Here is a 14,495-nt window from a genome sequence, read left to right as displayed (position 1 = left end):
AGTACCCGAGGATGAAGCAATTCCGCCGCCGAAGGTATACAGACCTGTTCCGTTTGCACCGTTAAGGTTGATGGTACCGCCGTTATTCACGATACCTGAAGTGGCATTACTGTAGATGGCAGCATTACGCAATGGTGCGTTACCTGCGGCAACAGGGTAATTACCATTGTCGGTAATCACACCATCTTTACCCACAGTGACATTCACATTAGTACCGGTGGCGAAGATACCATAGCTTTGTTGCATGCCAGAGCCAATAATGATATTACCATCGTTAACAACGGTACTGTCACTATCTGCTTTGATTGCACTTTCACTAAAAGCGTGATTAACATCACTACCACCTCGTAAGAGAGGGTCTGAAGTTATATCCTTTGATGCTGCACGCCCAAGGTAAATAACGCCAGCGTAACCATTACTACTACCTGCAGCCCCCGCATTGATGAACGTTCCACCACTAGATATATAAACTACTGATGGGGCAGTATTTGCTGTAGCATTTGACGCGTCAATTGTCCCCCCCCAGTTGACTGCACCGTTGTTTGTTGCAGTAGCGCCGTTATTTACCTGTAGCCAGGTTGGTGAAGTGTTATAATTACCGACTCCATCAAGATTTACTGTGCCATAATTATTAAGTGTCGTTCCATTACCAGTATAGCTGTCACGTGATGTGTTCGTTGCGCTCTTTACCTCCAAACCATTATTAATAATATGTCCACCTGAATCCGCCGCCATCGCACCTGTATTACCAAACTTCACAGTTATCGCGCCATCATTGATAATAGTACCGCCATTAGAGGCTCTAAGCATCAATGCTCCTGATAAATTATCTGCACTCAGCGCCCCAGAAGAAGACACATGACCAAGAGCATTAGTACCATTAGCATATATAACGATCTGATTTCCTAAAGGAGCTAATAAACTATCGTCAGAGGCTATCGTTGGAGGAGTTACCTGATACGCTAAAATCTGATTTGAATATGCAAGAGACAGTGCATTATTATAATTGTTTTGAGCAGTATTTCCCGCTCCAAGCTTACCGGCAGCCAGTTGTTGTTGTAACCATGAGTTATAAGCCTGCAGGTCTGCCATATTATTAACAGTCTGATTTACAGAACTGCCATCAGAAAGCCGAACAGAAAATGAACCTGAGAAAACCGTATTGTTTAAGTTGATCACATATGGTTGTAATACTTCACTAGATGGGGCCATATTTGCAAATGTGACAGTATTTGACGAATTCCAGTTAGCCGTCCCATTTGTTATATTGACAAATATAGTATTCTTCGCCGTGGAACTACCAATAACGCCAGTTGCATTCATATTAAATGTCCCGCCACCAGATATAGCGGCGATCCCGGAGTCATAAAATTGTCCGCCACCAGCCGGAGTAGGCATATAAATACGATGCCCATTATTATCAAGTGCAAGAGAAAATGACGAACTATTATATGTTTTAATAGCAGAGGACACATTTGTATTTGGATCAGTTACAGTAATACCAGTAGTAGCCCCTCCCAGATTTATATAGTAAACCGAGCTTGGGTCTATTGACCCTGTCGCATAACCTGCATTATACAATTGCCTTATATTCATATCTTGAAAGGAATAGCCAACTGCATTTCTAAACAGTACTGCTGTATTAAGATTATAATTATCTGTATCATCAATGGAAAAAACCATACCACCATTGTTGGCTGTTTCTGGGGTATAAATCACGTTACTACAATCATTCGTGCCACACGGTGTAGTTGAAGCTGTTACAGCTGATGATGCAAATCCGGTCAGTCCCAGTACAACTGCTGCAGCGACAGCTGTCCGCCCACGTTTACCACGCGCTTTTGCAAACTCAGGAACGGCGACCCATGCCTGAGACGATTCGTTCCAGATGACTCTGTATGTCTTGTTCATATTAATCTCACTTACAGCATATCCTGGTGTAGATAATTGTTAATAATCAGTAAGAGTGAAATTAAGAAAGGCTTAATGCCTGGTGTTAGTGACCTGACACATGCCACTTGTTCCAGCTCTGACTAGTGACTTAGTGTCTCTTTAATACATCGCTGCTTATTATTTTTAAATATCCAGACGATACAGTCTCACGTCTAAAGCTGACTAATCCTAATGCATTAAATATTATTCCTAATCTAATAGAGATTAGCCTCTGATTGTTTATGACTAAAAACAAACCAATGCACGAACAAATAAAGACCATCCATATCACTTTGATTAATGGAGCGGACAATATTGCAAATGTGAATCTCCAGGATGGTTTTATGAATATCTATGCATTTTAAAATATAAAGCATCCATCAAATAACTTATATTTAAGATGTATAGCGAATTGTTTTTTTAATCACATTTACTATGTCAATAATTATTTTAACTCAGACCACGCTGATAGTCCTTTCCCTATGCATGTAACTCGGAGAATATTTAAACGATTTTATTAATTTACCATGATGAGAGAAAGTCAAAAAAATAATGAATAGCATTTCTAAGCGCATAAAAGAAAATATAAAGATGCATACACACTATAGATACCCTGACATTGCTCTGAATCTGTTGATACAACTTGTTCAGGTTTGTCTGACAGTGATATTTTCAATGAAACTGACACACGGCTCTACAAGATTGAAAATCCCATGGTTTAAATATAATACGGAAAACATGCTGATAACCACACCGTAGCAGGACGTATTACCACAAAGAAACAAAGGATATCTAATGATTACTTTCACTATTCACATAGTTATAACCAATTAATTACTAATGATTTTCCATTCATGACCACCAAAAGAACAATTGTTTAAACCACACACCTCAAAAATATTTTCTCTTGTGTACCACAATGGTATATAATGAATTGTATATTTTATGCACTTCTTTTAATACAAAACATAGCACAATACTCCGAATACTTGTCTGGTGGCACCATAATGAAAGGTTATCTTATAAATAACAAAATCGAGTTCTGGCCTGAAGATAATCTTCTTGTATTACACGCCGACCAGCGTGTTAACTACAATCTTACAGCACCCGCGTCGAGATGCTTTTTATTTTTATTGCTTAAAGCGCCGGAAATTGTCCCACAGAATGATATTTATAAAGCTGTCTGGGAAGACGAAAGCATTCTTGTACCACCCAATACATTGTACCAGAATATTGCTTCAATACGCCGTGGCTTAAAAACGCTATCTCAGGATGACAATATTATTATCACGATCCCCAAAAAAGGGTTTCAGATCCCCTCCAGCATCAATATACAGGAAATGACTTTACAGGATGCAATTACAGAGATCACAGCTTCGCCAACGACTCAAAGTCCGGTCAGAAAGCCAGTCTTAAAATCAAAAATTAGCGCATTAATATTTTCACTAATCTGTGTCCTGGCTTTAACTTTAGTTTTCTTCACTCTATATATTCCTGATAAAGCGAAAAATAACTTCTTTGCAAGTTTCGAGTTCGTTGGAAAAAAAAATGGATGTAGTTTTTTTCATAACAGCAATACGGCCGATATTAACTGGGAAAGAGAACTAACTTATACGGGAATAAAATTGAATTGCGATGCATTCCCGTGGGTATACATGACATCCTATAAATATACTCCATCCATATCAATAATTGGATGCAATAAACCATTTCAGAATAAAAATATCAGTTGCGTTTCATTTTTCTTCCGCGAGGTAAATGAAAATGAAAAAAAATGAAAAAAAGAAATATTCCTTGCTGTTAATAATTATTACTTTTATGATTTCAGCCTCCGCCTATCTATTTAATATCAACAAAAAAGAAAAATATGTCAATTGCATCGCCAGAATGGTTTATGTTCAGGGAGCAATAACACAACATCTTACTTTAAGCTTTATGTTTAACCGGGATGATTTATCAGGAGTTGTTCATATTGAGGGGGTACAACTTCAGAGCAATGTAAGTGAAGGATTTATAAATAGAAATATACATTTCAGTTATAAAAAGAATGAAGAGAATTTCATCCTAACCGCTACTGAAGTCAGAACGATTAAGGGTGAAAGTTTAAGCCAGGATGAAATCCAGAGAACCTTCCCGGCATTTTATTCAACAGCGAATAGCAAAATCACTTACACTATATCAGGACAAAAAAATGAAGGATATCTCTTTTTAATTGCAGGAACCCCGCGCTTCTTTTGTGAGAAGTAGACAAATGTTAACCAACATCCAGTGTCAGTCTGTAATTAATACAGACTTACATTGAGATATGAACAAGGGTTGATAGCGAATGACAGAAAGAACCCGTCGGAAAGGTTCGTCAGACGATTACTTTGAACTCCCACTTTCAATGTCACCACGCCCCGGCACAGCAGATGGCATAAGGTAGTTTTCAGAACTCATTTTCCGCATACAGCGTCAGCCAGTCAGGTACCATATCTGCCGGTAATGGACGAGAAAAATAATAACCCTGTATGACAATTTCCGAAGTACCGATTTTTTTCAGTAACTCAAGTTGATCTTTTGTTTCCACTCCTTCAGCAACTACAGACATCCCCATGCTTCTGCCAATACCAGTGATAGCTTTCACCAGAACAGCCACTTTCTCATCATACTGGAATCTGTCGATAAAACTTTTATCTATCTTAAGCTCTGTAACCGGCAGTCCTGTCAGACGCGAAAGACTTGAATATCCTGTACCAAAGTCATCAATAGACAGCCCCACGTCCAGGTCACGTATCTCCTGAATTCGCTTAAGAATACCGCTGTCGAACTCAAGCATGGCACTTTCTGTTATTTCAATGGTCAGCATATTACCAGGAAGATGATATTCCTTCAGAAGTCCGGCAATAACAGAAGGTAAATACGGACAACGGAAATTAAGTGCAGACAAATTGACAGATACCGAATGAATGCGGACACCGCTAAGTTTCCATTCGGCCATCTGCCTGCAGGCCTCTCTGATAACCCACTCCCCCAAAGCCTTAATGTCTCCTGTCTCTTCGGCCATAGTAATAAATTTATAAGGAGGCACTTCACCATAAGAAGGAGAATGCCAGCGGGCAAGAGCTTCAAAACCATAAACCGTATTATCGTCAGCACAAATCTGAGGCTGATATTCCAGCCTCAGCTCATTTCCTTCAATCGCCTCTTTCAGCGCTCGTTTCATCAGGATCCTCTCCCGGACCATTCGGTCAGTTTCATGATTGAAGAACTGCCAACGATTTCCTCCTGTAGCCCTGACATGCTCCATGGCCATTTTTGCACCGGATAACAATTCATCACGTGAACATTCCGGATAATGACTTATTCCGATACTGAATGTGATGCTGAAAGTATTTCCGCCAAGTACTACTGGTTTTTCTGCTATCTTCTCGAGATCCTGGGCAATCTTCGAAGACAATATAATGTCACATTCAGGCACAACAAGGATAAACTGTATTCCTTCTGTCCGGCTCAGGAAATATCCTGGTTCAAGAACTGACTGCAGCCGTATCACCATCAACAGCAACAGCTGATCAGCGACTGCGTACCCCATGCTGTCATTTATTTCGCTGAAATTATCGATACAAAAACTAAATGTCGAGAGCTGACTGACTGATGTGCTTTCAAATAATCGGTCAATATAATGATTTAAACTACTTCTGTTTGGTAACCCTGTTAGTGCGTCGGTTTGGATCAGGCGCTCTATTTGCTGCCGCTTTTCTTCCTGTTCCAGCGCGAGCACACAAAGGTGTGCACTGATGTCTGCGATCCGTGCAGTGTATAAATCAGCTTGTGTGTCATCACTGAAATTCAGTACCAGCTTTCCCATCAGTTGGTTATTATATGAACGAAGAGTCCATGTTTTCCTTTTTTTCCCCTGAATACCTTGTGGTCCATTATGACCACCGGATGAAGACGATTCCCCCCATAAGAGCAGTTGTTCACCTGAGTAAAAATACAATAACGCGGTACATCCATGGATAAGTGACTCAATACGACGACAAATTGCATCGCCTGTTTCCATCATGGATAAACTGCTGATTAAAATTGCAAGGATGTCCTTTTCATATTCGCGGATCTCACGTTCCCTTGTAATATCGGTCAACGCTAACACCTGGTTACGTAACTTCCCGTCGCCATCCGATACCGGATCTATTTGAGCTGAAAACCACATAACTGCCCCATCAGCACAACTGACAGGTATATCTTCCTGAAACCAGTCATTCTGTTTCAGTAATCTGGTGAAGCGGTCACTTATATTTTTATATTTCTTTTGCACAGGAAGCAGCGCCATTGCCTTTTTTCCGACAATGTCCGGAACAGAAAGGCCGGTAAGTGTGGTAAACGCTTTATTGACCTGAAGTATATGATGTTGAATGTCAAGCACTATAATCGGATGTACTGTATGATTAACAGCCAGCAGTAGCAGGCGGTTTTGTTCACGGGCTGCCACCTCATCACTGACATCCCTGGCCATAGCCATGTAATAGATCCTGCCGTTAACATCCACTTTAGAAAGGGAAAAAACAGCCCAAACTTTTTTGCCATCACTGCGTTCCAGCTGTAACTCCCTGTTCATACCGACAACGCGTGATTCAGCCCCCTCACGGTGACGCTGTATCCAAACTTTGTGATTGTACTGTAGTGATGGTGGCAACAGGATTTTCATATCCTGACCAACAACCTCTTCTCTGGAGAATTGCCAGAGCTTTTCTGCCGCTGGATTGAAAAAAACAATTCTGTTTTTTTCATCAACAAGTACAACAGCTATAATAGTCTGTTCAAGAGCAGGGAATAAAATATGTCCTGCATCCTTTATTATCTTCACTGGTTTCATACATCACCCCGGTTCCTGACATCAGCGCGTATGTTTCATCTGTCTTTATCAGCAGTATTACTATGCGGCCGCCATAACTCGACTCTGTTACGTCCAAGTGATTTAGCGCGATAAAGTGCTTCATCCGCTGACTGGATTAATCTTTCATAATCTGGATGCCCGTTGAACATTGCCGCGCCAATCGAAAGTGAAACAGATAATAAACTGCCATCAGGGGTATTCACTGCCTGCTTTTCAACTTTGCTGCGTATGCGTTCAGCCAGTCGCAAAGTTTCCGTTTCTGAAACTTCTGTCAGAACAATGAGAAACTCATCTCCCCCATATCTGAAAACATAATCACTGCTACGGACACTGTCATAAAATGCCTGTGAGACTTTTCGGAGCAACTCATCACCGATGTTATGTCCATACCCGTCATTAATTTCTTTGAAGTAATCAATATCAATGATAAGTACAGACAGAGGACAACCAGCCCTGTTAGCATGTACAATTTCTCGCTTAAATATTGTTGGCAGAAAACGTCTGTTAAGAAGCCGGGTAAGCACATCCATTCCGATCTCATGTCGTGAAACATCATCAAAGAGATCACGTAATAATGTTGTTATCTGGGAAAGGCTGTTATGTACCTGAAGTACATAGTTGATAAGCTTTTGCTTTTTTGAAGGTGATTTAGACTCATTCTTGATACTCTGAACAAACTCATCCAGTTCCAGCATCAGTTTTGAGATAGAACTGATACCAGTCAGACCACTGAAGTAATGTCGCCCCTTATGGTTAAACCAGAGACCAAATTCAGACCTGCTGAATGACTGGATACTACAGACTTCAGCGTCAAGCATGATTTTATAGACAATTTCGACTTCCCATGCCAGCAGACTTGATATCTGTCGTTCTTTTTCTTCTTCAGCATTCTCTAACAAAGAAAAAACCCGATAATTCTCATCCTCCCTTGATGACTGCGTATCACTGAATGAGAATGTACGAGACATCACCTCCATAGCGATATCGATACTTTCTGTCGTAAAGCCATGAAGTTTAAATTTTTCTTCTGCTGAACATTCCATGTCATTAATCAGCGGGAAAAGAAATTTTTTGAGCACCCTCGCACCCATCTCAACAACTTGTACAGGAATTCCTATCCTCGCATGCATTTGCCCGACATGCTGTTGCATTGCGATAAGCTGGTCTACATTCTCAGTGGTACCTGAGAGCACTTCTGTCACCCACTTTGCCAGTGCTTTTTTCAGGTGTCGTTCGACTTGTTCATTAGTCAGGAACTCTTCAGCCTGGGGGTCTGTCAGGACTGTATCATAAAATCGTTTGCTTATGGCTGAAGCATTTTTTGTAGCCAACTTTTGAGAAAGTGTAAGTACTCTTTTTTCAGTACGTGAAATCAGTACTGTCCATTCATGCTTCATTTTTTCAAGGAATGTCTGCATGCTGATAACCCTCACAACAACATAAATTTTATAAGATATGGCAAACCACTTTGCCAGACATAACACCCAACTTTTCTTTTTGTATTTATCACTTTCAGTTCTAAATTATGGTCATGATCTATTAAATATTCAACGCCAATCACCTTCATTAAAACATATACACAGTATAACTGTCATAGTAGCAATACCTATGTTCATAATATAATCTTCTGATGCTTTCTCCCCTATCCTCATAAGTGGCACAAGAGTATTAGTATTCTTACTTAAGTTATTCACTCAGTACAGCGAGAACCACCAGGATTACTCCAGCATACATTGAGAATAACCCACGCGATTAAATAATACACTCTGATAGTAACCATTCTGATAGCATATATATCAACATGATAAGGCCTCATTCAGGCTTGTTGAAAAAAACAACACTATAATGTTTCACATTAACAATTCCCGATATTATTTAACCATCCCATTGGGTATCGTCATGAGATATATTGAAAAAAAGATGAAGTATTTCTGCAAGTTGGTCAATACAATACACCATAAATATAATCCATGCACTTTCTCGACATATGGATTATTCTCACTGCCCTGATTCAGTATTCTCATTTACTGAATCGGCATATTAGCTCAAAATTAACCATGTATCCTGACTAAAGTCAAAATCATGAACTGAGAGTTAACCATGAAGATAATATCACTTTGCAACTACACTGAAATCGGAATTTACAACTTATTTATAAATAGTAAGTTGCCGGTCAGTGTTTTTGAAGAGAGTATTATCGCCATCGCGTTCACCTGGAATGACCTGCATTATGTCATTAAGGAAATTAATAATATTGAACCTCATGCCACAGGTAAAAGCCATCGTATTCACTTCTATCTTTCAACTCAACTTTATGATTATTATGAGTTTATTACATTTCTCATCACATGTAATTGCTATCTAAAGTTCCTGAAAATACAGTCTTTATATAAAAAAAACATAATCCACCCGCAAACAAACTGGATAAACAACCAATATAAAACACATAAAGTAAAATTCTCTAAATCAGAAATTTCTTATCTCAACGCAATTGCAGCACTTACTGCCGAGCGCATAAATAAAAAAAGATTGACATTGCCATACTTTTATTATAATGACATTTATATTGGACGAATGCGATATAATATAATTAATAAGCTTCGCATGAAGAGAAATAGATTTATATTATATAAAATGAGCGACATTATACTTGACAGAATAGCAACTGACTCTGCGTAATCATATAAATCAATCGCTTCGTTTTGATGTTGCTGATTATGTATATATCTGATTTATGCTAAGTGAAAAATGTATAAATTGATGTTATTCAGTAATAATATTTTATACCTCAACAGAGTCAAATATATGCAATAACACGACAACTTATTATGATTAAGTTTTATACATATATAAATATCAACAGACACGTATGGAGTACGGATGTTATTGTATATTAATATCCATCCATACATACAGTAACGCGATAATATTGAGCAAATTAGCAGAAAAGGGTTTTTATTTGATGGATAGAAAACGATCAGCATCTCCCAGAAAACCACAACCTTTCCGTACTCCACCTGAACTCAATGAAGAATCTTATGCCGGGCTTCCATTGTACATGCTTATTGCTCACTGGGCTCTGCTAAGAGGTGTTCCGGTTACAGTCAGAGATGTCCGTCTCGCCTTTGATATAACCCTGCGAAGAGCAAGTGACTTACTGGAATACCTGACAGAACAAGGTTCCAGAGTCGTCGAGGCAGAGTGCTACCTTGTTCCGTCACCACGTGGAGGTAAATGTATGTGCAGGGCATTTCGGGTAATTAGTATTAATGGAAAACTTGCGCGAATACATTCTATTTCCCCCCCTCATAATCGCGAGACAAACAATCAGTTAACACCTCTGGCTAACGCTGAGGATGAAGAATTACAGGATCTCCGTCGCTGGATTGCTCAGCGCCGGACTGGAGAAACTGTTCCTGAAGCTTTACAAAGCCCAGGAGATAAATAAATCATCTCAATTCTGTGTAAAATTACTTTATACGTAAAGCTGTCACATAAATAAATTAACTTTCAACACCACATCAATTTAATACAGGTAAATATGGAATGAGTATATATCCAAGTATACTTACTATATTCTCCTGGTAGTTATACTTACGTAGTTTACTTTGTATACATTAACTTCAGACTGGTTTCTATATTATTATGACATCCTCATTTATCTGTTATGAAAGTAACTTCTAATAAGCAAGTGTCACTAGTGACCCATTTTTCAGACCTGCAGCATTTGCTTCTTCTGTGTCAATGTGTAATTCAAGTTGAAAATCTTCATGAACTCGTACAATAACCTCATTAAAAGTCAGTTGACGATCACCGCCACTGCATACCTTCACTCTTTGTCCATCAGAAACATTCAGCAAGATGGCATCCTTTGGTGACATGTGTATATGTCTCCAGGCGCAAATTACCTGTGAATTAAGCATCACATGTCCCGCTGGTCCAATCAATAACGCACTAGCCGAATTATCCAGACAACCTGATTCTCTAACCGGGGCACTTATGCCGATAGATAAACAATCTGCACGTGAAACCTCCAGTTGTGAGACATCACGACAGGGTCCTAAGACACGAACATTAGTCAGAAAGCCTTTTGGTCCGGCGACATTGACACATTCATGTGCAGCAAACTGACCATGCTGGTTCAGAGACCTGAATGGCCTCAGGACATGATTTTTTCCAAACAACTCCTCTACATCATGCTGTGACAAATGTACATGCCGGTTAGACACACCAACTGGTATCAACGGAACAAAATTATCCCGGCAAGTGAGGTTTTGATCATGCAGCAAGTTAGTTTCCATCGTTTATTCCTTTCGCCAATACTCACTTATATCCTTGTTTTTCTCCTGACTGCCGTACAACATAAAACGAAAAGCAACAAGCAGAATCTTTTCAGGTAATTATGCTAACTTTTTTCACATACTTCTGACACGGGATTCTGTCCTTGCCACTGGCCAGCATGTCATTACATATTATTCTTATCTTTACCAGATGCTTTAAATATTTCTTTTGCCTCGTTCAGACTCATTGAGTTTGCCCCTTCTGAATAATCAGGGTCTGAAGACTGAACTGGATCATCCTGCCACTTGCATACACAGCATATCTGATAATGCCCTTTTTTATCTAAAGTTCGTTCACCACAACAGGGACACAAATAACGTTTTTCTATCATCATCTCTGTACTCTATGTTTTGGCTGAGTTAAACACTGCTCTGCACAATCTATTAAAACAGGCAACCATGCGATATATAATAAACTAACACTAAATTATTTACAGAGCCGTTCTTCCAGACTCATGCAACTAAAACTGAATCCTGCATGCTTTGCTGCCATATAATTCAATACATGCAACATATTTTTAACAAAATATTTTCCACAATAACCTTGAGAAAACCGTATGCTTTCCGTATCAGATGTTTTACATGATCGTTCAAGATTGAGTCATTAAAAATCATATTAATTATAAACATTTTTATAATAACATGAAATAAAGATACGTTATCCAGTTAGTTGAGCATTCCTGGCAACTGCTTGCCAATTCTTATGGCATCAAATAGTTTATTTTAAAACACCCCCCCCCAAAAAAGCAAAGCAAAAAAACAGCAATATTCTTTTACTATTTGATTATACAGAAGTTAATCAGATCGAGTAGTCTGCAACGTCTTATTGTATTTCAAACGCCACCTTTGGCCTCAGTGTGATAGTACACCATCCATGAGATTGTTCTTTAATGGTATATGAAAGAGCATATTTTTCCAGCGTCTCGCTTACTATGGCGATATGCCCCATAACCCAAAAATCAATTGGCCTTTGCAACCACCCTTCTACTGAAAAGTGTTGCACTAATTCAGATTTTTTCACCAGAAGTACCAGCATACCTGAAAACTCTGCTTGAAATGAATATGGTACCCACTCATTATCAGCCATAACAACGTTTTGCCAGCCCTGAGATTTCAGATATTCAATTGCATACGTCAGCCTGAATAAGTCAGACTGCTGATTGACAGCTTCAGAGCAGGACTTCCAGAGATAGACCAAACGATCATACAGGCACGCACTGTACCCTCGCTTACGCCCAAGAAGCAGTAACCCCTCAATGTCCTGCGCAACAGAACGTGGAAAACGACGTTGTTTCTGCGCTACTGTAAGCCATCTCATGAGAAAAATATGGATTGCCAGCGGAGTAAGCGCCTGACCGTCTTGTTGAGCAAGTCGCAGGCTGATCTGCGCACACCAAGCCAGATTTGCCAGGTCAGCAATGGTTTTTTCCGGATGTAATTGAGGGCTGTTTTTTTTCATCGGGTACTTGCATAACAATTTTAAAGATGATAACAAAAATTACTATCTCTGTTCGAATCGATATTACATGAATAAAGTCAATAATGAAAGTATAGTTCACAGTTTCGTTATTACAGAAATATTCGCCAGAAGCATTACATCATCAAAACTCATCATGTGCATCACAATAAAGCAAGATATTTCCCCGTTAAACCAGCAAAAATACTTACCACACATGAATGAAATATACATCCACAACACCCTTGCATAGGTATATATCACAGTGCAATTTCAAAAATACGACTCTTATTATTTTTTAACCAGGCTCCTATACAGCCAAAATAGTATTAAGAGAGCCACTTATAAAAAAGCCCATCATAGTTGACGGGCAAATCAGGAAATGACTGCAATAAGAACACTAAATTTCAGAACTACTCCACTGCAATATGGATCCGGATATGTAATCAGGCTAACCACAACTCACTACGATTATCAGTATGTAGGATTATTATCCCCTCATGGCAGATAGAGCCTCTTCAGGAATTAAATGATAAAACATATAATGCAGACAGCCAACCCCCAAACCAACATTTAAGATAATTCTCTTTTTTTTTGGAGAAACAACTTATACACGACTGCCAGCCAGCCATTGCAAATTAAGAGGATTCTTGGATTCTTTTAGCATGTATATATAAATCACCTATACAAACAGGTAAAAATCGACACAACGGCACATATCAGAATTTTCAGAAAACATATGCATCCTTTTGGTTTCTCTAAATCTTTAATAGTACACTCGTAGTTTCTTATCTGCGACGAGCTGTCTATTAAACACAAACTTTATGAGAGAAGATGCCGGCACGGACATACGCTACATAATTGATATCACAGCCAATAATAGAACACTACGAGCTCACTCTTGTACTGTTGCTACAGATAATACTGTTACGCGAAAAAAAAGGCCGCCATCAGTGGCAGCCTGTGTAAGGGAAAGAAAAATAAATAAAACAGTATGCAAATATAACGATCTATCTCTGGGTATGTGGTGCCGGGTGCCTCCCGGTGAGCCTTTGGCCAGCCACCATGACTCGCGCCTCTTGGCAACTCTGCGACCATCATTCCATGATGGGTGCTGTTTACGCCCCTCCGCTCAGGGGGATTCACCACGAATTTAATTTATGGCGTGGCAATACATGAAGTCAATAACCTTACTTATTTTATGGTTAGCAATTCGTGCTGTTATGCATTATTTTTTAAGATTTTTTCCATTTTAAGGTTATGAATTTGGAATGAGGTTCTGTTAAACAAACATGATTTCAGGCTCAGCGGTACACTAAGACATAGTTCTTTTTCTGTCTGTCCTGACTACTCTGCGGCAGTTATTCTACTCATGTCACGACGTTTTTATGACGCATTACCAGCCTGAAATAGTTTCTCGTGCTGTTCGCCATTCTCGGGTGATCTATATGGTAAAACGCAATAACTACAGCTGGCAGTATATGGCTGGTATACTGGATGACCTGACCTGTGTCGATGCTAATTATTCAGACGCAAAAGACTGCCCGGCAGTGTCAGTCAAGGGCTCTGCACCATGTTCCTGAAGGTGTTCCGGAGCAATAAGAAACTGACAAGAATGCCTCTGACTTTAAAGTGCCACTTAAAACCTTCTTAACAGTTGAGGTAAGCTACACTAGACATCTAACGATACCCGTTGTCCGATGGAAGCATCCTGTATCTGCTGGCCGACCACTACACTCTCTGGTGCGGCATTTTATCCGGAAGATGGTGTTATCAACGACAGGTGGAACTCCAGGCAAAAGCAGCACCGGAAGCTTAATGGCAAAATGTTTCTCACTACGACCTAACTGGCAATGCTGACAGAGTCATCGACCAGTAGCAATCCAAA

Annotated in this window: 9 protein-coding genes; 3 read left to right on the top strand and 6 right to left on the bottom strand. The window is 39.5% G+C overall.

Annotated features, from left to right (window positions below; translation table 11 throughout):
- The coding region (locus GTGU_RS25510; protein WP_156964225.1) for an ESPR domain-containing protein at positions 1-1,911 on the bottom strand (1,911 nt) is incomplete at its 3' end.
- Positions 1,912-2,939: 1,028 nt separating this feature from the next.
- Here GTGU_RS25510 and GTGU_RS21420 point away from each other — a divergent pair.
- On the top strand, positions 2,940-3,710 hold the full coding sequence (locus tag GTGU_RS21420; RefSeq protein WP_038162150.1) for a winged helix-turn-helix domain-containing protein: 771 nt from the start codon (positions 2,940-2,942) through the stop codon (positions 3,708-3,710).
- A complete protein-coding gene (locus GTGU_RS21415; protein ID WP_038162147.1) occupies positions 3,697-4,179 on the top strand; it encodes a hypothetical protein in 483 nt (160 codons plus the stop codon). The genes GTGU_RS21420 and GTGU_RS21415 overlap by 14 nt, the downstream gene beginning before the upstream one ends.
- 181 nt (positions 4,180-4,360) lie before the next feature.
- Here the strand turns inward: GTGU_RS21415 and dosP are convergent, their stop codons facing one another.
- Both dosP and GTGU_RS21405 read right to left on the bottom strand, forming a co-directional pair.
- Positions 4,361-6,790 (bottom strand): oxygen-sensing cyclic-di-GMP phosphodiesterase DosP, encoded by a 2,430-nt coding sequence (gene dosP / locus GTGU_RS21410; protein ID WP_051857411.1) that lies wholly within the window; start codon positions 6,788-6,790, stop codon positions 4,361-4,363.
- Between the two features lie 35 nt (positions 6,791-6,825).
- Positions 6,826-8,229, bottom strand: a complete 1,404-nt coding sequence (locus GTGU_RS21405) for a diguanylate cyclase (RefSeq protein ID WP_038162229.1) — start codon at positions 8,227-8,229, stop codon at positions 6,826-6,828.
- Positions 8,230-9,740: 1,511 nt separating this feature from the next.
- Between GTGU_RS21405 and GTGU_RS25130 the strand changes: the two genes are divergently transcribed.
- A complete protein-coding gene (locus tag GTGU_RS25130) occupies positions 9,741-10,259 on the top strand; it encodes a CaiF/GrlA family transcriptional regulator (protein ID WP_169741194.1) in 519 nt (172 codons plus the stop codon).
- 232 nt (positions 10,260-10,491) lie between these two features.
- Here GTGU_RS25130 and GTGU_RS25125 read toward each other — a convergent pair whose 3' ends face one another.
- The 3 genes from GTGU_RS25125 to GTGU_RS25115 all read right to left on the bottom strand — a co-directional run bounded on the left by GTGU_RS25125 (position 10,492) and on the right by GTGU_RS25115 (position 12,610).
- Positions 10,492-11,112 (bottom strand): phosphate propanoyltransferase, encoded by a 621-nt coding sequence (locus GTGU_RS25125; RefSeq protein WP_072012040.1) that lies wholly within the window; start codon positions 11,110-11,112, stop codon positions 10,492-10,494.
- A 164-nt stretch (positions 11,113-11,276) separates the two neighbouring features.
- Positions 11,277-11,486: a CPCC family cysteine-rich protein gene (locus GTGU_RS25120; protein WP_425427529.1), complete on the bottom strand. Its 210-nt coding sequence runs from the start codon at positions 11,484-11,486 to the stop codon at positions 11,277-11,279.
- 488 nt (positions 11,487-11,974) lie between these two features.
- On the bottom strand, positions 11,975-12,610 hold the full coding sequence (locus tag GTGU_RS25115) for a DUF2913 family protein (RefSeq protein ID WP_038162137.1): 636 nt from the start codon (positions 12,608-12,610) through the stop codon (positions 11,975-11,977).
- Positions 12,611-14,495: the final 1,885 nt, after the last annotated feature.

It is taken from the genome of Trabulsiella guamensis ATCC 49490 (assembly GCF_000734965.1).
Lineage (GTDB): Bacteria > Pseudomonadota > Gammaproteobacteria > Enterobacterales > Enterobacteriaceae > Trabulsiella > Trabulsiella guamensis.
The sequence above is the reverse complement of the archived record's forward strand: the minus strand, read 5'-3'. Positions and strand labels throughout refer to the sequence as shown.

Excerpts from the sequence above, each read along its gene's own strand:
- GTGU_RS21420 (WP_038162150.1), top strand. The coding sequence starts at position 2,940 with ATGAAAGGTTATCTTATAAATAACAAAATCGAGTTCTGGCCTGAAGAT.
- GTGU_RS21415 (WP_038162147.1), top strand. The coding sequence starts at position 3,697 with ATGAAAAAAAATGAAAAAAAGAAATATTCCTTGCTGTTAATAATTATT.
- dosP (WP_051857411.1), bottom strand. The coding sequence starts at position 6,790 with ATGAAACCAGTGAAGATAATAAAGGATGCAGGACATATTTTATTCCCT.
- GTGU_RS21405 (WP_038162229.1), bottom strand. The coding sequence starts at position 8,229 with ATGCAGACATTCCTTGAAAAAATGAAGCATGAATGGACAGTACTGATT.
- GTGU_RS25125 (WP_072012040.1), bottom strand. The coding sequence starts at position 11,112 with ATGGAAACTAACTTGCTGCATGATCAAAACCTCACTTGCCGGGATAAT.
- GTGU_RS25120 (WP_425427529.1), bottom strand. The coding sequence starts at position 11,486 with ATGATGATAGAAAAACGTTATTTGTGTCCCTGTTGTGGTGAACGAACT.
- GTGU_RS25115 (WP_038162137.1), bottom strand. The coding sequence starts at position 12,610 with ATGAAAAAAAACAGCCCTCAATTACATCCGGAAAAAACCATTGCTGAC.